The 22,083-nt window shown below is 72.3% G+C and carries 19 protein-coding genes, 1 tRNA gene and 1 pseudogene; 12 read left to right on the plus strand and 9 right to left on the minus strand.

What is annotated here, in order from left to right:
- Nucleotides 1-37: 37 nt before the first annotated feature.
- Together HG542_RS28150 and HG542_RS28155 are read right to left on the minus strand one after the other, a co-directional pair.
- Nucleotides 38-403 (minus strand): hypothetical protein, encoded by a 366-nt coding sequence (locus tag HG542_RS28150; protein ID WP_171086275.1) that lies wholly within the window; start codon nt 401-403, stop codon nt 38-40.
- Entirely contained in the window at nt 400-1,368 is a 969-nt protein-coding gene (locus HG542_RS28155; RefSeq protein WP_171086277.1) for a DUF1259 domain-containing protein, read from the minus strand. The genes HG542_RS28150 and HG542_RS28155 overlap by 4 nt, the downstream gene beginning before the upstream one ends.
- 179 nt (nt 1,369-1,547) lie before the next feature.
- On the opposite strand from HG542_RS28155, the gene HG542_RS28160 reads away from it, so the two are divergent.
- Both HG542_RS28160 and HG542_RS28165 read left to right on the plus strand, forming a co-directional pair.
- Nucleotides 1,548-2,252 carry a response regulator transcription factor gene (locus HG542_RS28160; protein ID WP_227727826.1) on the plus strand — a complete coding sequence of 235 codons (705 nt, stop codon included), beginning with the start codon at nt 1,548-1,550 and terminating at the stop codon, nt 2,250-2,252.
- The gene (locus HG542_RS28165; protein ID WP_171086281.1) at nt 2,249-3,325 is read left to right on the plus strand and encodes a HAMP domain-containing sensor histidine kinase; all 1,077 of its coding nucleotides are present in this window, start codon (nt 2,249-2,251) and stop codon (nt 3,323-3,325) included. Before HG542_RS28160 ends, HG542_RS28165 begins: the two co-directional genes overlap by 4 nt.
- Before the next feature lie 96 nt (nt 3,326-3,421).
- On the opposite strand, the gene HG542_RS28170 is transcribed toward HG542_RS28165, so the two are convergent.
- Nucleotides 3,422-3,808, minus strand: coding sequence for an ArsR/SmtB family transcription factor (locus HG542_RS28170; RefSeq protein ID WP_171086283.1), 387 nt, complete (start codon nt 3,806-3,808; stop codon nt 3,422-3,424).
- Nucleotides 3,809-3,924: 116 nt separating this feature from the next.
- Here HG542_RS28170 and HG542_RS28175 point away from each other — a divergent pair, with 116 nt between their 5' ends.
- The gene (locus HG542_RS28175) at nt 3,925-5,904 is read left to right on the plus strand and encodes a heavy metal translocating P-type ATPase (protein ID WP_171086285.1); all 1,980 of its coding nucleotides are present in this window, start codon (nt 3,925-3,927) and stop codon (nt 5,902-5,904) included.
- Between the two features lie 201 nt (nt 5,905-6,105).
- On the opposite strand, the gene HG542_RS28180 is transcribed toward HG542_RS28175, so the two are convergent.
- Together HG542_RS28180 and HG542_RS28185 are read right to left on the minus strand one after the other, a co-directional pair.
- A complete protein-coding gene (locus tag HG542_RS28180; protein ID WP_229922631.1) occupies nt 6,106-7,560 on the minus strand; it encodes an MFS transporter in 1,455 nt (484 codons plus the stop codon).
- A 118-nt stretch (nt 7,561-7,678) separates the two neighbouring features.
- Nucleotides 7,679-8,035, minus strand: a complete 357-nt coding sequence (locus HG542_RS28185; protein ID WP_227727830.1) for an ArsR/SmtB family transcription factor — start codon at nt 8,033-8,035, stop codon at nt 7,679-7,681.
- A gap of 216 nt (nt 8,036-8,251) precedes the next feature.
- Between HG542_RS28185 and HG542_RS35845 the strand changes: the two are divergent.
- The 9 genes and pseudogenes from HG542_RS35845 to HG542_RS28230 form a co-directional block, all read left to right on the plus strand.
- Nucleotides 8,252-8,428: pseudogene (locus tag HG542_RS35845) on the plus strand (DUF5131 family protein); the annotation flags it as partial.
- Between the two features lie 82 nt (nt 8,429-8,510).
- Nucleotides 8,511-8,996, plus strand: coding sequence for a GPP34 family phosphoprotein (locus HG542_RS36090; protein WP_368857190.1), 486 nt, complete (start codon nt 8,511-8,513; stop codon nt 8,994-8,996).
- A 17-nt stretch (nt 8,997-9,013) separates the two neighbouring features.
- Nucleotides 9,014-10,336 carry an RICIN domain-containing protein gene (locus HG542_RS28200; protein ID WP_171086287.1) on the plus strand — a complete coding sequence of 441 codons (1,323 nt, stop codon included), beginning with the start codon at nt 9,014-9,016 and terminating at the stop codon, nt 10,334-10,336.
- Between the two features lie 110 nt (nt 10,337-10,446).
- Complete coding sequence (locus HG542_RS28205; protein WP_171086289.1) at nt 10,447-11,283, plus strand: alpha/beta fold hydrolase; 837 nt, start codon at nt 10,447-10,449, stop codon at nt 11,281-11,283.
- Nucleotides 11,284-11,712: 429 nt separating this feature from the next.
- A complete protein-coding gene (locus tag HG542_RS28210; RefSeq protein WP_171086327.1) occupies nt 11,713-13,587 on the plus strand; it encodes an amidohydrolase in 1,875 nt (624 codons plus the stop codon).
- Between the two features lie 53 nt (nt 13,588-13,640).
- Nucleotides 13,641-14,303 (plus strand): hydrolase, encoded by a 663-nt coding sequence (locus tag HG542_RS28215; RefSeq protein ID WP_171086290.1) that lies wholly within the window; start codon nt 13,641-13,643, stop codon nt 14,301-14,303.
- A 67-nt stretch (nt 14,304-14,370) separates the two neighbouring features.
- A complete protein-coding gene (locus HG542_RS28220; protein ID WP_171086292.1) occupies nt 14,371-14,895 on the plus strand; it encodes a DoxX family protein in 525 nt (174 codons plus the stop codon).
- Entirely contained in the window at nt 14,876-15,601 is a 726-nt protein-coding gene (locus HG542_RS28225) for a YoaK family protein (protein WP_171086294.1), read from the plus strand. The genes HG542_RS28220 and HG542_RS28225 overlap by 20 nt, the downstream gene beginning before the upstream one ends.
- Nucleotides 15,602-15,685: 84 nt before the next feature.
- On the plus strand, nt 15,686-16,609 hold the full coding sequence (locus HG542_RS28230) for a VOC family protein (protein ID WP_171086296.1): 924 nt from the start codon (nt 15,686-15,688) through the stop codon (nt 16,607-16,609).
- 39 nt (nt 16,610-16,648) lie between these two features.
- Here HG542_RS28230 and HG542_RS28235 read toward each other — a convergent pair whose 3' ends face one another.
- The 4 genes from HG542_RS28235 to HG542_RS28250 all read right to left on the minus strand — a co-directional run bounded on the left by HG542_RS28235 (nt 16,649) and on the right by HG542_RS28250 (nt 21,942).
- The gene (locus HG542_RS28235; RefSeq protein WP_171086298.1) at nt 16,649-17,674 is read right to left on the minus strand and encodes a helix-turn-helix domain-containing protein; all 1,026 of its coding nucleotides are present in this window, start codon (nt 17,672-17,674) and stop codon (nt 16,649-16,651) included.
- On the minus strand, nt 17,674-18,753 hold the full coding sequence (locus HG542_RS28240) for an AraC-like ligand-binding domain-containing protein (protein ID WP_171086300.1): 1,080 nt from the start codon (nt 18,751-18,753) through the stop codon (nt 17,674-17,676). The genes HG542_RS28235 and HG542_RS28240 overlap by 1 nt, the downstream gene beginning before the upstream one ends.
- A 106-nt stretch (nt 18,754-18,859) precedes the next feature.
- Nucleotides 18,860-21,586, minus strand: a complete 2,727-nt coding sequence (locus tag HG542_RS28245; RefSeq protein WP_171086302.1) for a BREX system ATP-binding domain-containing protein — start codon at nt 21,584-21,586, stop codon at nt 18,860-18,862.
- A gap of 282 nt (nt 21,587-21,868) precedes the next feature.
- A tRNA-Pro gene (locus tag HG542_RS28250) sits at nt 21,869-21,942 on the minus strand.
- Between the last annotated feature and the right edge of the window lie 141 nt (nt 21,943-22,083).

Genomic DNA, 22,083 nt, shown 5'->3' on the forward strand with positions numbered 1-22,083 from the left:
GGCTCCTGGTAGAGGCCGGCGCTGTCGCGCTACTGGTTCAGTAGAGGTAGATGTCGGTGAGCAGGGCCGCGACGGCGGCGACCAGGGCATAGCGGATGCCGGTGCGTGCGGGCCGGGTGGCGAGGGGTCCGAGGGCCAGGGCGAGGGATGCGAGGGCGAGGGTGAAGACCGCCGATCCGGTGTCCTGCCAGCTGATGGGGAAGACGGCCACGGGTGCGTCGGTGAAGAACTGCTCCCCGTGCGCGGCCCGGAGGATCGCGTTCCAGGCGAACGGGCCCGCTGCCGCCGCGAGGGCGGCGGTGGTCAGCGCGGCCCGATTGCGGCACCGGGCCGCGATCAGGAGGAGAACGGCGAAGGCGGCGGAGAGGGCGGCGCCGTAGCCGATCTGTGCCCAGCCGATCATGACGGCGGCGCCAGTGCGGTCGCGTCGAGGGCCGGGCGCAGGGCCTTGGCGAGAGTGACGCCGTCGCCGGTGGCCCAGAAGTGCAGGAAGAACAGCCGCGGTTGCTCGTCCTGCATGTGGTTGTGCAGTTCGACGATGTCGATGTGCCCCTTGCGCAGGGCCTGGACGACCTTCTGGGTCTCGGCCTTGGTCATCACGAAGTCGCCGTTGATGGCAGCCTTGTTGCCGCCGAGCGGCTGGAAGTTGATTCCGGTGGTGATGCCGAAGGCGGACGGCAGGATGTGCATGCCATCGGTGACAGTGTTCTGCCGACCTGCGGTGATCTTGTAGATGCCACCGTCGCCAGTGCCCTTGCGCCCCAGTGCCTTGTCGATGCCGGCGGTGTCCAGCGCGACGGCCGGCTGGGAGGCCGGGGGCTTGGCGGCCGACGGGATGGCAGTGGCTGCCAGCGCGCTCTTGAGCCCCTTGGCCAGGGCGACCGGGTCACCCATGGCGTGGATGTGGGTCCACCAGACGTCGGGGTGCTGGGCGAGCAGGTGCTTGTGCACGCCGGTCTGGTCGATCCCGGCGGCCTGGAGCGCGTCGGTGACCTTCTGCAGTTCGGGTTCGGTGACCACGAGGTCGCCCATCAGCATGGTCCCGTCCTTGTACCGGGCGAAGGCCGCGTAGCCGCCCAGGGACAGACCGGGTTTGATGTCGACGTGGTCGGAGGTGACCTTCAGGTCGGTGCGGGGCAGGGAGACACGGTAGACGGTGTCGCCCATCAGAGTGCCACTGCGGCCGAGGGTGTCGGCCAGGCCCTTCCAGTCGGCGGCGGTCGTCTTCGTGGGCGGCTCCGACCCGCCGCCCTGATGGCCGGTGTGCCCGGCCGTTCCGGCAGCGCCGACGCCGCCGACGGCCAGCGCGGACACCAGCACAGCACCGGCTGCCAGCCGGGTGCGCCGGGTTTGTACATGGCGGAACATCGCTCCTCCTCGGGACGGAAGTGCGGCGGCCGCACGCCGTCCGTGCGGCCCGCACCTTCCAGGCAAGCGTCGGATGATGAAGGTGGGATGAAGATGGCCCCGGCGGGCAGTGTCTTCACAGCTCCTTCATGATCAGCGGCGAGGCTTGCCCCCAGCACGGACAGGAAGGAGTGGTGCCGGTGCGAATCCTGGTGGTCGAGGACGAGCCGAAGATGCGCACGCTGCTGCGCCGGGCGCTCACCGAAGAGGGCTACGCCGTCGACACCGCCGACGACGGCCCCCAGGCACTGTCCATCGCCCAAGTGGCGGCCTTCGACGCGATCGTGCTCGACATCATGCTGCCCGGCCTCGACGGCTTCGAGGTATGCGCGCAGCTGCGGCGCCACGGGCAGCGGGTGCCCGTGCTGATGCTGACGGCCCGCGACGCGGTCGCCGACCGCGTGGCCGGCCTGGACGGCGGCGCGGACGACTATCTCACCAAACCTTTCAGCCTCGACGAACTCCTCGCCCGTCTGCGCGCCCTGATCCGCCGCGGCCCCGCCGAACGCCCACCGGTACTCGAGGCCGGGGACCTGCGCCTGGATCCGGCAACCCGTCAAGTCCGGCGCGGCCGGACCGGGATCACCCTCACGGCCAAGGAGTACGCCCTGCTCGAAGCCCTGCTACGGCGCCCGGGCACCGTCCTGACCCGCGACATGCTGGTCGAGCAGTGCTGGGACTTCGCCACCAGCCCCTACTCCAACGTCGTCGACGTCCACATCCGCTCACTGCGCGACAAGATCGACCGGCCCTTCGGCACCACCGCGATCGAGACCGTCCGCGGCGCCGGCTACCGTCTGCGCCGCGACGGCGGCCGTCCTACCACTCCCCCGGCACCGTCATGATCAGCAAAGTACCGCTGCGGATCCGCCTGACCGCCATCTTCGGCCTGGCCATGGCCGCCGTCCTGGCCGCCGCCGGCTACCTGGCCCTCAGCCGCTTCGCCGAATCCCAGAACGAATACGCCCGTCGCGCCACACCCGAGCAGCTCCTCGCCAGCCAAGAGGCCTACGCCGATCTGCGCCGCGAACTGCTCACCGCGCTGCCCGTCGTCTTCCTCGCCGCGACCGTCGGCGCCTACCTGCTGGCGGCCGCCGCGCTGCGCCCCGTGGAACGCATGCGGGCCCAGGCCGCCGCCGTCACCGACACCACCCCGCACCGGCGCCTGCAGGTCCCGCCCGGCCGCGACGAGATCGCCCGACTCGCCGCCACGCTCAACGCCATGCTCGACCGCCTCCAGGCCGCGCTCGAGCGCGAGAAGCGATTCGCCGCCGACGCCGGCCACGAACTACGCACTCCCCTCAGCCTGTTGAAGACCGAACTCGACCTCGCCCTACGGCGCCCCCGCACTCCCACCGAGCTGACCGCGGCCCTCGCCTCCGCCGCCGAGGAAACCCAGCGCCTGGTCGACCTCGCCGAAGATCTCCTCCTGCTCGCCCGCACCGACCAGGCCGACCACCGGCCCCGCGGCCTGCGCACCCTCGACCTGGCACCCCTGCTGCAACGGCTCACCGCCCGGCACCGCAACGCGCACCGCACCACGGCCCTGACCGTCCACTGCCCTGCTCATCTCCGGGTGAAGGCCGAACCGACCCGTCTGGAACGCGCCCTGACCAACCTGATCAGCAACGCCTTCCAGCACGGGCGCGGCCCCATCGACATCACCACACGCGAGACCCGGGACCACGTCGAGATCCACGTCCGCGACCACGGCCCCGGCTTCCCGCCCGACTTCCTCCCGACCGCCTTCAACCGCTTCACCCGCGCCGACCACGCCCGCACCACCGGCGGCACCGGCCTCGGCCTGGCCATCGTCGCCGCCATCACCCGCGCCGCAGGAGGCACTTACGGCGCCGCCAACCATCCCGACGGCGGCGCGGACGTATGGATCGCTCTTCCTGCCGGCACCCCGCGCTGAACTGGTGAAACCTCGCCGGTGCGGCCGGCGACGACGGGAGCCCCGGCTCGGCCGAGACGGAATCCCGGTGTACCGGTCGCCCTGTCGAGCGGGGCGTCAACGAGTGTCCGCACCCGCCCCTGCGTCCGCCGGTGCATCCGTCAGGCCCAGTTGCAGGTGTTCCACGTGGTAGAGGGCCTGGTCGAGGAGTTCGGCGACGTGGTTGTCGTAGAGGGCGTAGACCACGGAGCGGCCCTTGCGGGTGCCGGTGACCAGGCCGAGGTTGCGCAGCAGGCGGAGCTGGTGGGAGCAGGCGGACTGTTCCATGCCGACCTCGGCGGCCAGCTCGGTGGCAGGCAGGGGTCCTTCGCGCAGGCGGGAGAGGATCAGCAGGCGGGAGGGGGTGGCCAGCGCCTGGAGGGTGGTGGCCACCTTGGCGGCGTCGGCCGCGTCCAGGCGCGTGCGCGGGACGGCGTTCTTCGCGGGAGCGGCTCCATGACCCATGGATTCATGTTACCGGCCCGAATGAATACATGAATCGATGTTCATTTGTTCCTGTATGTTGGAAGGGTTGGACCCGCTCTCCTCTCCCCGCATGCGAACGAAGGATCACCGCTGCGATGACCTCCACCCTCACCCGTCCCTCCCCGGCAACCGGTACCGTCCGCGACGCGGTGGCGCCCCGCCGCCGCACCCGGATCTTCGCCCTGCCCGAAGCGCGGTGGGCGGCCGCCGCCCTGGTGCTGTTCCTGATCGCGCTGCCGCTGCAGCTGCTCAACGCACCGGCCTGGGCATGGGGCCCGCTGTACGCGGCGACGTACATCACCGGCGGCTGGGAACCCGGCTGGGCCGGCCTTCGAGCGCTGCGCGAGAAGACCCTGGACGTGGACCTGCTCATGGTCGTGGCCGCGATCGGTGCGGCGGCGATCGGCCAGGTCCTGGACGGCGCCCTGCTGATCGTCATCTTCGCCACCTCCGGCGCCCTGGAAGCGATCGCCACCGCCCGCACCGCCGACTCCGTACGCGGCCTGCTCGACCTCGCCCCCGCCACCGCGACCCGCGTCGCCGACGACGGCCGTGAGGAGACCGTGCCCAGCGCGGATCTGCAGGTCGGCGACACGATCCTGATCCGGCCCGGCGAGCGCGTCGGTGCCGACGGCCGGGTGCTGGACGGGGCGAGCGAGGTCGATCAGGCCACCATCACCGGCGAGCCCCTGCCGGTCGCCAAGGAGACGGGGGACGAGGTCTTCGCCGGCACCCTCAACGGCACCGGTGCCCTGCGCGTGAAGGTCGAGCGGGACTCGTCGGACTCGGTGATCGCCCGGATCGTGGCCATGGTCGAGGAAGCCTCCGAGACCAAGGCCCCCACCCAGCTGTTCATCGAGAAGGTCGAACAGCGCTACTCGATCGGCATGGTCGCCGCCACCCTGGCCCTGTTCGCCCTGCCGCTGCTCTTCGGCGCCGCACTCCAGCCCACGCTGCTGCGGGCGATGACCTTCATGATCGTCGCCTCGCCCTGCGCAGTGGTGCTGGCCACCATGCCGCCGCTGCTGTCCGCCATCGCCAACGCCGGACGCCACGGCGTCCTGGTGAAGTCGGCCGTGGTGATGGAACGGCTCGGACAGGTCGACGCCGTGGCCCTGGACAAGACCGGCACCCTCACCGAGGGCACCCCCCGTGTCACCGACATCCGCCCGCTGCCCGCTTCCGGCCTGGACGAGGACACGCTGCTGACCCTCACAGCCGCCGCCGAGCACCCCAGCGAACACCCTCTGGCCCGCGCCATCGTGGACGCCGCCCGTACCCGCGGCCTGGTCATCCCGCTGGTGGCCGACTTCGCCTCCGCCCCCGGCACCGGCGTGACCGCCACCGTCGAGGGCAGGGCCGTCGCAGTGGGCAGCCCCGCACGGCTGCTGAACGGCCGGGACGACCACCCGGCCGCCGCAGTCGCAAGGGAACTGGAACACGCGGGCCGTACCGCGGTGCTCATCGAAGTGGACGACGCCCCGGCCGGCGTACTGGGCATCGCCGACCGCCTGCGCGACGAGGCCCCCACCACCGTCACCGCGCTCGCCTCGCTGACGGGCACCTCGCCCGTGCTGGTCACCGGCGACAACCTCCGCGCCGCCGCGCGCCTCGCCGACGAGGTCGGCATCACCGACGTGCGCGCCGGACTCCTGCCCCAGGACAAGGTCGCCGCGGTGCAGGAGATGGCGACGGCGGGCCGAAAGGTGCTGGTGGTCGGCGACGGCGTCAACGACGCGCCGGCACTGGCCGCCGCCCACACCGGCATCGCCATGGGCCGCGCGGGCTCCGACCTCGCCCTGGAGACCGCCGACGCCGTCGTCGTCCGCGACGAACTCGCCACCATCCCCACCGTCGTCGCCCTCTCGCGGCGGGCCCGCCGCCTGGTGGTGCAGAACCTGGTCATCGCCTCGGTGTTCATCACCGGCCTGGTCGTCTGGGACCTCGCCGGCACCCTGCCCCTCCCGCTCGGTGTCGCCGGCCACGAAGGCTCCACCGTCATCGTCGGCCTCAACGGCCTGCGCCTGCTCGCCGATTCGGCCTGGCGGCGGGGTGATACGCGGAACGGCCTGTGACCCGCCGCAATCGCAAGGCCGCCCCCGCCACGGCGGGGGCGGCCCGCTGCACGGTCACCGTCTGCCGGGGCTGCTGCTGCGGCACCATCAAGATCCCCGGGCTCGACCACACCGCCCGACTCGCGCAGCTGCGAGCCTCTCTCGCCGGTCAGGCACAGGTACGGGCCGTCGACTGCCTGGACGTCTGCGAACACGCCGACGTCATCGTCGTCCAGCCCTCACCGGAGGGACGAAAGGCCGGCGCCGCCCTGTCCGGCTCGGCCTGGTCAACGACCCCGATGCCACGGCCGCCGCCCGGTGGTGGAACTGTCCGTCGGGGCGGGGCCAGGTGTAGTGGTGCCGGTCGATGACGTAGTGGTGACCGTGGCGCCAGCCGCCTGCGGTGCGGCGTGCGTCGACGAGGTGAGGGTGGCCGACCGGGAGGTCGGTGTGAACATGGTCGAGCCGCCCGGGGTCGTGGGCCGGCCACAGCACAACTGCCGCGAGTGTGGCGGCCAGTGAGATGGCACCGAGCACCATGGCGGTGACGGGCAGCCCGGCGCCTGCGGCGAGCCATCCGGCGAGGGGGTAGGTCAGCAGCCAGCAGCTGTGGGAGAGGGAGAACTGGGCGGCGAAGGCGGCAGGCAGGTCCGCGTCGCCGGCGGAGCGGCGGATGACCCGCCCGCCCGGGGTCAGGACGGCGGAGGAAGCAGCACCGATCAGAGCCCAGACCACGAGCAGTGCTGCCCAGGACCGGGCGCCCGGGGCGGTGGCGGTCAGCGCGGCGGCAGCGACCAGCACGGCAGGCAGTGCGAACGCGGCGAACAGCATGACCGCACGGTCGCCGACTCCGGTGAGCACGCGGGGCAGGGCGAGGGCGGTGAGCATGGATCCGGCCCCGAAGGCACCGAGCGCCAGTGACACCGCACCGGCGGGCTGGTGGAAATGGTCGCGGACGATGACGACGGTGTTGACGTAGACGATTGCTCCGGCCGCGGCGACAGCGAGGTCGAGCGCAAGCAGGGCCCGCAACCGGGGTGTGGCCCGGAACAGGCGCGAGCCGAAAGCTGCCTTGGCGTAGACGCCGCCCGTCCGCTCCACGGGCGCGGGCTTGGGCAGGACGGCGGAGACGACCAGTGCAGCGGAGGCGAGGAAGCCGACCACGGTGCCTGCGAACAGCCAGTTGTAGGAGACCAGGGTCAGCAGGCCGGCCGCGAGCGCCGGGCTGAACAGGCTCTCCAGGTCGTAGGCGAGGCGGGACATCGACAGCGCCTGCGTGTAGTCGCGCTCCTCCGGCAGCACCTCGGGGACGGTTGCCTGGAAGGTCGGGGTGAAAGCGGCGGAGGCCGCCTGCAGGAGGAAGACCATCACGTAGATCTGCCAGACCTGGGTGACGAACGGCAGGGCGAGCGCGACGCCGGCCCGGGTCAGGTCCATCGCGACCATCAGCACCCGCCGCGGTATTCGCCCGGCGAGCGCACCGGCGACCGGGGCGATGGCGACGTAGGCGACCATCTTGACCGCCAGCGCCGTGCCCAGCACCGCCGACGCATGGTCCCCGGCGACGTCGTACGCCAGCAGTGACAGTGCCACCGTCGCAAGACCCGTCCCGATCAAGGCGACGACCTGGGCGGTGAAAAGGTGGCGGTAGGTGCGGTTGCGCAGTACGGACAGCATGGGTCCCGTCCCGGTCAGCACGGAATGACGCACCCATCATAAACATCATGTGCGTACCTATTCACATATTGATTCCGGACCGGTCCGGATGCTCACACCGATCGGGAGGGACCGGGGGTCAGTCGTGAGGCGGCAGCGATCCGATCTGGTGATCGGCGACGTTCAGGGCCTCGTCGACCAGGCGTCGCAGATGCCCGTGACGCAGGGAGTAGACCACGCGACGGCCGTCCTTGCGGGCGACGACCAGACCGGCCAGGCGCAGCTTCGCCAGGTGCTGACTCACGGAAGTCCGCGCCGCGCCCGTGGCCTCGGTCAAGGTCGTGACGTCGGCCTCACCCCGGCCGAGCCGCTCCATCAGCGCAAGCCGCGTGCGGTCGGCAAGCAGAGCCAGCACCGACGCGGCGACATCCAGCCGCTCGCCACTGCCATGCCGCTGCAATCGGTGTGCATCTGCCATCTCCGCGCTCACGCCCATCCCGACATCGTAGGGCTGGGGTGCACACCTGTGCACGTTTACGGGAGGCGCGTGCATGGCGTCTCCCGCATCACCGTCCACGACCCGGGGCACCTCGCCGCCCAGGACCTCCGGCACGTCACCCCTTCCTCCAGCTCGGGGGCGCTGTCGACTGGCCACAACCGCGTCCGCGCGACGCTCGCATGGGGCCCTTCGGGCCCAGCGGGGAGGCCGACGATGAGCGATCGCAGCGCCATTGAGTGGACTGAGGCGACATGGAATCCCACCACTGGGTGCGACCGCGTCTCTGCTGGGTGCGACAACTGCTACGCGCTGACCCTCGCCAAGCGGCTCGAGGCGACGGGCGCGGCGAAGTACCAGGGAGACGGCGACCCTCGCACGTCGGGCCCGGGTCATCCTCGATCAGCAGAAAAGGAGCGGGGCTTCGGGATGAGGCACGTTCCCATTCCTCCGCCGCGCCACCTGCCCTTGCCCCCTGCCCGAGGAATTCGTCCTGCTCGCGCGACTGGACTCCGGAACAATGCGCAGCTCCGCTCGGGTCGCATTCGGCTGCGCGGCGACCGAACTCGGTGAACTCGCGCCGCGCCGCAGGATCCGGGCCCAGCCACGGAATTCCAAGGTTCCCGTCCGGGCCGACGAATTGCCGACCGAGCCGCCTCGCGACTCCGCTTCCGGGCAACAGTCCATGTCCCTGCACCGGTGGCTCCGACAGCACCGCCGTGCAGCACTCTCCCGGCACCGCCGCGATCTCGTCCACCGCGGCATACTGCGCCATGCACCGAACACCCCGCGGGCGATGTTCACCGGGCGGTCCGCCGTCGCGGTGAGGTGCGTGTCCGGTCAGCCGGAAGAGGCGACCGCCATCGGCCGGTATGAGGCAGCCCGGCCTCGTCAGGAGTGGTCCGCGCAGACGGAAGGGGGCGCCTCACTTGCCAACTCCCCCTATTTTTTGGAGCGTTGATTGAAATACTGCCAGGCATGTCTTTCGTATTCGCCCGAAGAAGCCGGACTTCCACTCCCGCCTCAGGGGCCACAGGGAGGTCGTTACGCCGACTGGGTCCGCTGTTCGCCGCCGGGCTGCTCGCCCTCGGCCTGCTGGTCGCAGGCGGCGGCCCCGCGGCCGCCGCCCCGCCGGACACCCACCGCATGGCCACCTGGAACATGCAGGTCGGCACCACCCGCTGGGACGGGGTACGCACCCTGGCCCGTAGCTTCGACGTGGTGGCCCTCCAGGAGGTGCCCAACAGGCCGCCGGCCGGAGCCGTCCAGGACGGGCAGACGGGCAACGTCACCTCGTACCTGTGGCCCATCGGCGGCGGCGCCTACCGCTACCTGTACATCCTGCGCCAGCAGTCGCGGAACCTGGGCATCGTCACCTCGTGGGTGCCCAACCGCGTGCAGGAGATCGGTGGCGCCTACCGCTCCGCGCTGGCCGTGACGAACACGGGCGACAACATCATGTTCGCCTCCGTCCACGCCGCCTCCAACGGCGGCAGGCCCAACGACGCCGCCTACCTGGTACGCCGCGTCTCCGACACCGCTTTCCAGCAGAACGTCGGCAACTGGGCGGTGCTGGGCGACTACAACCGCGCCCCGGGCGACCTGCAGGGCGACCGCTACATGCCCGGCAACGGACTGATCTACAACGGCGGCCAGGCCACCCAGCAGAACGGCAGCGAGCTGGACTACATGGTCTCCAACGTCGACACCGAGAACTGGCAGGCGACGGTCAACCCCAACTACGGCAGCGACCACTGGCCCGTCGGCTTCAGCGCCCTGCGGGCCGGTGCCGGCCCACGGCAATTCACCATCCACGCCGACAACAGCGACCGCCTGCTCGACGTCTACCGCGGCAACACCGCCAACGGCACCCACGTGATCACCTACCATGCCAACGGCGCCGCCAACCAGCACTGGACGCTCCGCGCGGTCGGCCGCAACGGTGACTCCGGACGGCCGCTGTACAAGCTGGTCGGCGTCCAGAGCGGCAAGTGCCTCGACGTCAACCGGGGGCAGGCCAGCAGGGACGGCGACTGGCTGAACATCTGGGACTGCCACAACGGGGACGGCGCCCCGCTGCCGGGCGGCTACGCGCGCGACACCCAGAACTTCACGCTCGAACACCCCGAGCCGCGCTTCCCGAACCTCACCGTGCTGCGCGACAACGGCACCCACCGCTTCGCCAACATCCGCGGCAACGGCACGGGCGACGGCACCTGGGTCGTCCAGTGGCCCTACCAGACCAACCCCAACGGCACCCCGGCCGTCAACGAGACCTTCTACCTCCACCCGCGGTTCTGACCCCACGGGCGAAACGTGGTGCGCCGAGCGGCAACCATCCGTACGCGCCGGTCCTGGCGTGGGGTGCACCACAAGTCCATGCGCTGCCCAAGAGGAAGAGAGCAGAGCCCATGCCGTTCATCACCGTCGGCCAGGAGAACTCCGCCCCCATCGAGCTCTACTACGAGGACCACGGTGCCGGGCAGCCGGTCGTCCTCATCCACGGGTTCCCGCTGGACGGGCACTCCTGGGAGAGGCAGAGCGCCGCGCTGCTCGACGCCGGCTACCGGGTGATCACCTACGACCGCCGCGGTTTCGGTCAGTCCTCCCAGCCGACCGCCGGCTACGACTACGACACCTTCGCCGCGGACCTCAAGACCGTGCTGGAGGCCCTCGACGTCAGGGACGCCGTGCTGGTCGGCTTCTCGATGGGCACCGGCGAGGTCGCCCGGTACGTGTCCACTCATGGCTCCGCCCGGATCGCCAAGGTCGCCTTCCTCGCCTCCCTGGAGCCCTGCCTGCTCAAGACCGACGACAATCCGGACGGCGCCGCCCCGAAGGAGTTCTTCGACGGCATCGTCGCGGCGGTGAAGGCCGACCGCTACGCCTACTACAGCGAATTCTTCCGGAACTTCTACAACCTCGACGACAACCTCGGGACCAGGATCAGCGAGGAAGCCGTCCGCAACAGCTGGAATGTCGCGGCGGGCGGCGGCTTCCACGCCGCCTCGGCCGCGCCGTCCACCTGGTACACCGACTTCCGGGCCGACATCGCCCGCATCGACGTGCCGGCCCTGATCCTGCACGGGACGGGCGACCGCATCCTGCCGGTCGAGAACACCGGACGGCCGTTCCACCGGGCGCTGCCCTCCGCCGAGTACAGGGAGATCGAGGGCGCGCCGCACGGTCTGCTGTGGACGCACCACGAGGAGGTGAACGCGGCATTGCTCGCCTTCCTCGCGAAGTAGCCGAAGCGACGGCAGTCCTCGTCCCGGAACGCAGCCCCGGCCCTCCCCCGCTCCTGCCGGACGGGGGAGGGCCTCGTCGCTGTCAAATCTCCTTCATCACGATGGAGCGGTCCGGAAACAGACCGCCGCCGACCGGCCCAGGTCTCGCCGAGCCGCGGACACGCCGGTGAGGCACTGGGCCTCGCCCGGTACCGGGTGGCGTCCCCGGCCGTTGACCGCCCGTGCCCGATCGTCGCTCCGGTCGGCCGGTGCACTCCCGGACCGGAGCCGGTGCGCTGTGGGCCAAGTCCGGCACCCTTCACCCGCCTAACGTCCCGTCAGGAAGCCGAACAGGGCGGGGCGGTGGCCCCGCTCCGCTCGGACACCCATCCCGCCGCCCGCGCCAGGCGGCGGACCGATCCCTGACAGGAGGCCGTCGAGGTGCCTGCAATGCCGGTCGGCGGGCTGGTCCCCCACGCCGTCGAGAACGCCGCCGACGTCGTCGTCCGCAACGCGAAGATCCATACCGGGGACGCCCGTCGCCCCCGGGCCGGCGCCCTCGCCATCCGCGGCGGCCTGATCACGGCCGTGGGGGACGACGCGGACGTCGCCCCGCTCGTCGGACCGTCCACCACCGTGGTGGACGCCCTCGGCCGCCGTGTGGTGCCCGGTCTCAACGACTCTCACCTGCATGTGATCCGGGGCGGCCTCAACTACGTCCTGGAGCTGCGCTGGGACGGCGTGACCTCGCTGCGCCACGCCCTGGCGATGCTGCGGGACCAGGCCGCCCGTACCCCCAAGGGGCAGTGGGTGCGGGTGGTCGGTGGCTGGTCGGCCGAGCAGTTCGCCGAGCGACGGCTCCCGACGCCCGCCGAACTGAACGAGGCGGCGCCGGACACCCCGGTGTTCGTCCTCCACCTCTACCAGTCGGCGATACTCAACCGCGCGGCGCTGAAGGCCGTCGGCTACGCCAAGGACACCCCGGACCCGGCGGGCGGGCAGATCGTCCGGGGCCGCGGCGGCGAGCCCAACGGCATGCTGTTGGCCGCCCCCAGCGCCTTGATCCTCTACTCCACGCTCGCCAAGGCCCCGGTACTGGAGGGCGAGGACCGCAAGACCTCCACCCGGCACTTCCTGCGCGAGCTGAACCGCTTCGGGATGACCTCCGCGATCGACGCCGCCGGCGGGTTCCAGAACTTCCCGGAGAACTACGCCACGGTCACCGAACTCGCCCACGACGGGCTGCTCTCGCTGCGCATCGCCTACCACCTGTTCCCGCAGACCCCCGGCCAGGAGCTTGACGACCTCACCCGCTGGATCGAGACCGTCCGCCCCGGCGACGGCGACGAGTGGCTCCGGCTGAACGGCGCCGGCGAGAACCTCACCTGGGCCGCCGCCGACTTCGAGAACTTCGCAGAACCGCGCCCCGAACTCGACGCCTACGAAGGAGATTTCGAGAAGGCCGTACGCCTGCTCATGGAAAACGGCTGGGGCTTCCGGCTGCACGCGACCTACGACGAGACCATCCGGCGCGACCTCGCGGTGTTCGAGAAGCTCGCCGCCGAGGGCCTGTTCCCCGCCGGGAACCGGTGGCTCTTCGACCACGCCGAGACCGTCTCCCCGGACAGCCTCGACCGGATCGCCTCGCTCGGCGGCTCACTCTCCGTGCAGAACCGCCTCTCCTTCCAGGGCGAGGTGTTCACCCGCCGGTACGGCCCCGGCGTCGCCGCCGACGCCCCGCCGGTCCGCGCGATGCTGGAGCGCGGGCTGACCGTGGCCGCCGGCACGGACGCCACCCGGGTGTCCTCCTACAACCCCTGGGTCGCCCTTCACTGGCTGGTCTCCGGCCGCACCGTCGGCGGCCTGACAATCCGGCCGCCGGGGAACCGGGTGGACCGGGCGACCGCGCTCGCGATGTACACCACGGCGGGCGCGGCGCTCACCGGCGAGCAGGACGTCAAGGGCGTACTGCGACCGGGCTGCTACGGCGACCTGGCCGTCCTGTCCGACGACTACTTCACCGTCCCCGAGCAGGAGATCCCGCACATCGAATCCGTGCTGACGGTTGTCGGCGGCCGGATCGTCCACGCCGCGGCGGAGTACGAGGGCATGGACGAGGAGCTCCCGGCGGTCAGCCCCGCCTGGAGCCCGGTCGCCCATTTCGGCGGCTACCAGGCCTCCGGCGCGGCCCCGGGTGCGGGCGCCCGGCAGGCGGAGCTGCTCGGTCAGGTCGTCGCCGAGTCGGAGCTGCACCGCCGGTGGCGAGTCGGACGCGGTCTGGCGACGGAGCACCAGCAACCGTTCGACCCCTGCTTCCTCCTCTGACCCCCTTCCAACGAGAACCGATGAGAACCCAAAAGAACCGAAAGGAACCCGTCATGGTCGACTTCACCCAGGTCAGCGCCACCCCGAGCCCGGACCTGCTCACGCCCGACAACGCCGTGATGCTGTTCGTGGACCACCAGCCGCAGATGTTCTTCGGCACCGGCAGCGGCGACCGCACCGCGATCATCAACGCCACTGTCGGCCTCGCCAAGGCCGCCAAGGCCTTCGACGTGCCCACGGTGCTGACCACCGTGGCCTCCGAGTCCTTCTCCGGCCCGCTGCTGCCGCAGCTGGCGGCGGTCTTCCCGAAGGCCGAGATCCTCGACCGCACCTCGATGAACGCCTGGGAGGACGAGGCGGTCGTCGAGGCGGTCAAGGCCACCGGACGCGGCAAGATCGTCATAGCCGGCCTGTGGACCGAGGTCTGCCTGGTCCTGCCGGTCCTCTCCATGATCAGCCAGGGCTACGAGGTCTACGTCGTCGCCGACGCCTCCGGCGGCGTCTCCCCGAAGGCCCACGAGCACGCCGTCCAGCGGATGGCGCAGGCCGGCGCGGTCCCGGTCACCTGGCTCCAGGTGCTGCTGGAGCTCCAGCGCGACTGGGCGCGGACGGAGACCTACGGCGCCGTCACGGAGATCGTCAAGGAGCACGCCGACGCGTACGGCCTGGGGGTCGTCTACGCCCAGGCCGTCATCGGCGAACACGCCGCGGGCTGAGCCCCACCACCGGCGCCGTACCGGAACGCCGTTGTCGGAACAGGGACCAGGGACAAGACAGGACACGATGGATACCGGACTGCTGATCCTCCGGGTGGTGGTGGGCCTGCTCATCGCCGGCCACGGGGTGCAGAAGGTGAGCCACCGCCTGGGGGGCGACGGCCTCGCCGGCGGGACGGAGGAATTCCGGCGCGACGGCTTCCGCGGCGGGCCGCTCACCGCCCTCGCCGCGGGCACCGGGCAGGTCGGGTCCGGGCTGTTCCTGGCCCTGGGCGCGCTCACACCGGCGGCGGCCATGGTCGCCATGGGCGTGATGACGGTGGCGATCACCGTCAAGCTGCCGCACGGGCTCCGGGTACAGGACGACGGCTACGAGTACCCGCTGGTGCTGGTCGTCGTCGCGGGGGCGCTCGCCCTCACCGGCCCGGGCCGGTGGTCCGTCGACCACGCCGTCGGCCTGACCGCCTGGCCGCTCGGGCTGTCGGTCGCGGCCGCCGTACTCGGCCCGGCCAGCGGGCTGCTCACCCGGGCGGTCCTCCGCCGCCCACCTGCGCGGGGGGAGGCGGCGGACTGTGCGCGCCCTGCTGACTGACGCCCTGCGAACCCTGGTCCCCCGGCGCACGGACCGGCACGGCCCGCTGCCGCCGCTGATGCTGCTGCTGACGGTGGCCACCGGCGTGGTGGACGCGGTGAGCTACCTCGGCCTCGGGCACGTGTTCGTGGCGAACATGACCGGCAACGTGGTCTTCCTGGGGTTCGCCCTGGCCGGGGCCCCGGGGCTGTCGGCCGTGGCCTCGCTCGTCTCGCTGGCCTCCTTCCTGGCCGGCGCGCTGGTGGGCGGGCGGTTCGGCAGCCGGACGGCGGCCCACCGCGGGCGTCTGCTGGCCCTGGCCGCCGGCGTCCAGACAGTCCTGCTGGCCGTGGCGGCCGTCACCGCTGCGGCCGCGGACGGAGGCGCCCGCTACTCCCTGATCGTCCTGCTGGGCCTGGGCATGGGCCTCCAGAACGCCGTGGCCCGGCGACTCGGCGTACCCGACCTGACGACCACCGTGCTCACCCTCACCCTGACCGGCCTCGCCGCCGACTCGACGGCGGCCGGGGGCACGGCACCACGCCCGGGGCGCCGGATCCTCTCCGCGCTGGCGATGCTGCTCGGCGGCCTCGCGGGAGCGGCGCTGATCCTGCACGGCCGGCCGGCCACCGCCCTGGCCCTGGCCGCGCTGCTGCTCCTGGCCACCGCGCTGACCGCCCGCCGGGTCTCGGCCCCGGACGCCCACTGGGCCCCGCCGACTACCTGAGCGGCACCGACGACAACCAGGCGCCCGGCGTCCCCGTACAGGCGGACGCCGCCGAGGCGCACACGACGACCGGAAGGTCCCCCGATGAAACGACGCTTCGTCCGACGGCTGGTCCCGTTGGTGACGGCGATCGCCGCCCTGACGGCGCTCCCCACCGCCTCGGTGGCCCAGGGCACCCAGCCACGACCACCGGGCTCGCACCGGCAGTTCGCCGTCGGGCCCCAGTACGACTCCACCCACGTCTACGTCGAACCGGGCACGGAGCAGGCGTTCGCGGCCAGTTGGGTGGCCACCTTCGGCGGGACCACGATCGGGCCGAACGCCACCCAGGTGACGCCCACGCCCAGCCGGACGCTCTCCGAGCTGATCCTCTCCCCGGTGGGCACGCTGTCGGTGTTCGACTACACCACGCCCGTCCCCCACCCGTTCGGCACCGAGCGCACCGGCTGGCTGGTGACCGACCTCGACCAGGCGGTCCGCGCCGCCCGGGCCGACGGCGCGGCCGTGACCGTGGCGCCGTTCGCCGACCCGATCGGGCGGGACGCCGTCGTACAGTTCCCCGGCGGGATCAACGCCCAGCTCTATGTGCACACCACCCCGCCGTCCTATCCCGGCCTGGCGAGCGTCCCCGAGAGCCGGCTCTACCTGTCACCCGACGCAGTGGGCGCCTTCCTGCGCAGCTACCTCGCCTTCACCCAGGGCCGCGTCGTCTCCGACGACCGCCGGGCCGACGGCACCACGATCGGGCTGCCCGGCACGACGTACCGGCTGCTGCGGCTCACCTCCGGATTCGGCACCACGACGATCGCCGTGACGGATGGCCACCTGCCGCACCCCTTCGGCCGGGAGCTCACCGGCTACGGCGTGCCGGACCTCGGCGCCACACTGAAGCGGGCGAAGGACGCCGGCGCGTCGGTGCTGTGGGGTCCTGTTTCGGCGGGTGGCCGGGACAGCGCGACGGTGCGCTTCCCGGGTGGCTACATCGCGGAGATCCACACCGACCGGTGAGCTGTGACGGGTACCCGGTCGCCCTGCCCGCCACCGGGCTCACACCGCGACGCCGTACGCCGAGCCCGGTGCGGCTGCCGCTGCCGGCCGCCGCACCGGGTGCGGCGTCGGGCCCGTTCCCGCATGGGCCTGCCATTCGCGCGGGGAGACCCCGTACGCGGCACGGAACGCCCGGCTGAAGTGACTGGCGTTCACGAACCCCCAGCGGCCCGCGACCGCCGCCACGGTCACCCGGCCCGCCGTCGGGCGGACGAGTTCACGGCGGCACACCTCCAGCCGTCGGCGCTGGATCCAGCGGGCCACCGTCATCCCCTCGAAGCGGAAGAGCTTGTGCAGGTACCGCACCGACACGTGATGGGCCGCGGCGATCCGCTCCGGCGAGAGGTCCGGGTCCCCGAGGTGGCACAGGATGTGGTCCTTCACCCGGGCCAGGGTGGCCAGGGCGGCCTCGGGTACCTCCGGGCCGGAGCGACCGCGGCGCTCGTGGGCGAGCACCGCGAGCAGGTCGAGCGCCGTGATGGCGAGCCGGGAAGCCTGCTGCGGCTCCATCGAGTCGGCCGACCGCGAGAGGCACTCCAGGTAGGCGGCCACCAGCCGGGCGGTGTCGTCGCCCGAGTCGAAGGCCGTCGCGGTGAGCACCCGCAGGTCCTCCTCCGAGACCCCCACGGCCGGCCGCGGCCAGTGGAAGGCCGTGAAGACGAAGGACTCCGGCAGTTCCTTGGCGAACGGCCGCCCGGCGTCGGAAATCGCGAAGGTGCCCGGGCGCAGATCCACCTCGTGGCCGTCCTGGACCAGCCGGGCGGTACCGCGGTGCTGGAGCGCCAGCGTCAGATGGTCCTCCCCGCCGCGGGCGATCAGGCCCGCGCCTCTCTCGACCCGTTGCGGGCCGGCCCGCACCACGGAGACCTGTAAGGCGCCCATCCGGTGGCTGGTGATCGTCGCAGGGGCGGGCGCGTCTTCCAGCAGGGCCACGTCCAGCGGGATGAAGGTGTGGGAGACGGCCTCGTGCCAGTACTCGGCGCGGTCGGCGGACGGCACCTCGGCGGTGTCGAGGACGACGGACATCAGTGCTCCTCAAACGGCTGTCGACCGGACCGGCCGGTCCGGTCTCTCGATATCGGGCAGGGCACGGGAAGGTCGTCGTGCCCCTCGGCGGTCGGTCCGGCGGCTCGTCGGCCGGCACCGTCGTTCCGGCGCGAGCGCCACTCACGCGGCGGGACGCCGTACGCGGCGCGGAAGGCCCGGCTGAAGTGCGCCGGATCGATGAAGCCCCAGCGCTGGGCGACGGCCGACACCGTCGGCGTGGTACGGCCGCGCCGGGCCAGCTCGCGGGCGCACGCGTCCAGCCGGAGCTGCTGGATCAGCCGGCTCACCGTCACTCCCGCGCCCTCGAACAGCCGGTGCAGGTAGCGCACGGAGATGTGGTGGGCACGTGCGATCCTCTCGGGCGACAGTCCCGGATCTCCCAGGTGGTGGTCGATGTACTCCCGCACCCTGTGGACCAGGTGCTCGTTCGGGGTGCCCGGCTCGTGCGCCGCTCTGGCGCGGGACAGCTGGGCGATCAGTGCGCTGAACAGGTCGGCGACGCTGCCGGCCAGCCGGTCGCCGACCGGGGCCGGGCAGGAGTGCGCGGAGGCGGCCAGGACACCGAGGAACGGCAGGAGCACCGATCCGTAGCCCTCCGCGGGGCCGATAGCCATCGCCGACGCGTGCCGCAGGTCGCGTTCCGGCACGCCGAGCAGCCGGCGCGGCAGGTGGAACAGGTGGGTGCGGAACCGCTCCGGACAGTCGACGGTGTACGGGCGCGCCGTGTCGTAGAGGACGAGCCCGCCCGGCGGCACCTCGGCGCGGCGCCCGTCCTGTTCCAGGACGGCCCGGCCCGACACCTGGAGGCCGACGCCGATCTGCGGTTCGCTCAGCGGTGCCCGGGCGATCAGCGCCGCCGTTCGGGAGAGCCGGGCGGCGTCGGCCTCCAGCGTGGAGATCCGCACGTACCCGAGCCGGTGCGACTCCACCAGCCCGTCGAACGGCCGGCCGGTGAGCGGGCGCACTTCCACCGGTACCAGTGTCCGCGACACCACCCCGCTCCAGAAGTCCGCCTTCTCGTCGTCCGCGACCGAGGAGGTCGTCACCCGCATGCCCATCTGATCGCCCTTCCGCCGAAGTCCTGCGCTCTCAGCCTGGGGCGCGGGCGCCGCGGGTCGTTAGGTCATCTGACCGTCGCGTTCGGGCGGTGGGCGTCGCGGCAGGTCAGGTGCCGTCGAGGGCGTGGGCGAGGGCGGCGCGCGAGGTGATGCCGAGCTTGGGGAAGACCTTGTAGAGGTGGGCCCCGACGGTGCGGGGCGACAGCTGGAGCCGTCGGCCTATTTCCTTGTTGGTCAGACCGGTCGCGGCCAGCCGGGCGATGCGCAGTTCCTGGCCGGTCAGGCCGGACGGTCCCTCGGCCGGTCCGTCCGGCGGCAGGGTCACGGACTCGCCGGTGGCCCGCAGCTCCTCCTCGCAGCGCCGGGCCCAGGGGGCGGCCTGGAGGCGGCGGAAGGTGTGGTGGGCCGCGCGCAGCGGCTCCCGGGCTCCGGGCCGGTGGCGGCGGCGCAGCCACGAGCCGTGGGCGAGCCGCAGCCGGGCGAGGTCGAACACCCACCGTTCGGCGCCCGGGACGGCGTACGCGGCACGGTAGGCGTCGTCGGCTTCGTCTTCGGTGGCGGCCAGGGCGGTGGCGGCCGCGTACAGGAAGGCGTGCCGGCCGGAGATCTCCGCGGAGCGTGCCGTGCGCCCGGCCGCGAGGTGGGCCCGTGCCTCCTCGTGCCGACCGGTGTGCACGGCGGCCGTCACCAGGTCGAAGACCAGCGCGTGGTGCCAGGGCGGGCCGCCCGGCAGCCGCCCGGGCGGGGTGATCTCGCAGAAGTGCGCGTAGGCCTCCTCGTAGCGCTGGTGGGCGAGCGCGGCCAGGCCGCGCAGGTGGGTCAGGCGGTCGAGCACGTACCGCATCCGGGCGCGGGTGGCGGCCGGCCTGATCGCCTGTTCGATCTCCCGTAATCCGGCCTCGTCGCCCCGGCCGGCCAGGAAGTGGGCGTAGTACTGGCGGAACATCAGGGCGTTGGTGTGGTAGCCGAGTTCGTCCGCGATCTCGGCCTCGCGCAGGCAGACGGCCGCCTGCTCCCAGTGTCCGAGCAGGAAGTCCTGGTGGCACTTGGCCTTCGCGACCGAGCCTTGGGTGGCGTAGCCGTGCGGCCCGGTGAAGCGCTGCCACAGATCGCCCTCGGGGCAGTCGAGCGCGGAGGCGGTCCACAGCAGGAGCCAGGCCGCGCCTGCCTCCTGTTCCTCGGTCAGTCGCCCGGCCACCTCCCGGAGCGCGGTGGCCGTGTCCGGGCCCGGGTCGGTCCAGGCTCGCAGACACAGCCGGCCCGCCTCGGAGACGTTCTCGCGGTGCCGTTCCAGGGCCCGCCAGGCCCAGGGGTCGTCCGTGTAGCTCGCGGCCAGGAGCAGTTTGAAGTAGGTCTGTTCGACCAGCCCGCCGAAGGTGTCGGCGCCCGGTGCGGTCAGCGTGTCGAGGGCCGTGGGCAGCAGTGCGGCGGAGGACGCGAAGTCGACGTGGTGGCTCTGGTCGGCGTAGACCACCGCGTACGCGAACAGCGCGGCGACGCCCTCCGGGACCGTGCTGGCCTTCAGTTCCTCCACCAGGGCCGCGGTGTGGCGCAGTTGCCCGCCGTGGGCGGACATCACCGCTGCCCAGATGAGTCTTCGGGCGCGGTCGCAGGAGCTGGGGCTGAGGGCGGCGGCGCGTTCGAGCAGGAGCGCGCCCTCCGCGTCGCCGCCGCGACGGGTGAGGTCGCGGCCGGCCTCCTGGAGACGGTGTGCAAGTTCCTCGTCGGGCAGCAGCGCGGCGGCCGCCTCGTGGGCCAGCCGCCGGGGGTCGTCCGGCGCGAGGGCTTCGGACAGGGCCCGGTGAGCCTCGCGGCGCGCGGTGTCGGAGGCCGCGGAGACGACGGCGGCGCGGACCAGGGGGTGCCGGAACACCAGGTGCCCGGCCGGATCGAGTCGGGCCAGTCCGTCGGCCTCGATGCGTTCCAGGGCCTCCCGCGCGTTCTCGTCCGCGACGGCGCGCAGCCAGCCGCCGTCGCTGAAGTCCGGGCCGGTGGCCAGCGCTCCGAGCAGGAGGACGCGGCCGACCTCCGGTGTCACCTCTCCCAGCCGCTCGGCGAACATCCGCTCCAGCTTCCGGCCCAGGGGCAGCCGCTCCGGCAGCGGAGCGGTTCCCCGCTGCTGGCCGGCCGCGAGTTGGCGCGGCAGTTCCACCAGCGCCAGGGGGTTCCCGGCCGCCTCGGCGAGGACCCGGTCCCTGGCGGGCGCCGCGAGTTCGGGGTAGCAAGTGCCCAGCAGCAGGGCCGCGTCCGCCTGGTGCAGGGCCTGCACATCGACGGCTCCGGCCGACCACGTCCGAGCGGCCGGCCCGTCCGGGCGGGTCGCTCCGACGATCACCACCGGCAGCTCGGCACAGCGCCGGTGGAGGAAGGCGAAGACGGTCGCGCTCGACGAGTCGATCCAGTGCAGGTCGTCCAGGAGCAGCAGCACGGGTGCGGTCCGCACCACCTCCTCCAGCAGCGCCAGGGCGGCGGTGCCGACCGCGAAGCCGCTGGGAGTCCCGGAGCGGACGCCGAACGCGCTCTCCAGGGCGTCCCGCTGGTGCGCGGACAGGGTGCCGGACCGCGAGAGCAGCGCCCAGAATGCCTGGTGAAGGGCTCCGAACGCGAGATCCGTCTCCGCCTCCGTGCCGACCGCGCGCAGGACGGTGAATCCACGCTCGCGGGCCGCGCGTTCCGCCCAGGCCAGCAGCGCGCTCTTGCCGACTCCGGGGTCACCGCGCAACAGCACCGTGGAGCCGCTCGCGCCGTCCACCGCCTGGACCAGCGCCGCGGTCAGCAACTCCGTCTCCCGCCGCCGCCCGACCAGGACCGGAACCCGCCTGTCCTCCGCCACCCCTCGCCCTCCCTCGGGTCAGCCGACCCGCTCCCCGGGCGCCTTAGGCTACTGCCCGTCAGAAGACCAGTGCCACGCTGGGTATGGCTTCGAACACATGCGGCGACGCGGGCGGGTGGATCAACGGGGGCGTGCGAGGTCTCCAGAAGCCCTGTCCGCCGTTGGCGTGGCCCCCAAGCGGGCCCGGGCGCCTGACATCGCATCAGGTGAACATCGAACCCAGAGAACGACAAACGCCCTCTGATCTGGGGTTTCTCCCAGATCAGAGGGCGTTCTCACGTGTCGGGACGGCGGGATTTGAACCCACGACCCCTTGACCCCCAGTCAAGTGCGCTACCAAACTGCGCCACGTCCCGGTGCTTGTCCGGCCCGGGCTTTCGCCCCTGCCGACCGCGCACGAGAACAATACCGCACTTCAGGTGGTGGTCGCGCACCGTTTGCGGTCGGGACCGCAGGGGCACGGCACAACCCTCACATTCGAGCGCGTATTCGAATAA

The sequence above is a fragment of the Streptomyces morookaense genome (assembly GCF_013030945.1).
Classification (GTDB): domain Bacteria; phylum Actinomycetota; class Actinomycetes; order Streptomycetales; family Streptomycetaceae; genus Streptomyces; species Streptomyces morookaensis.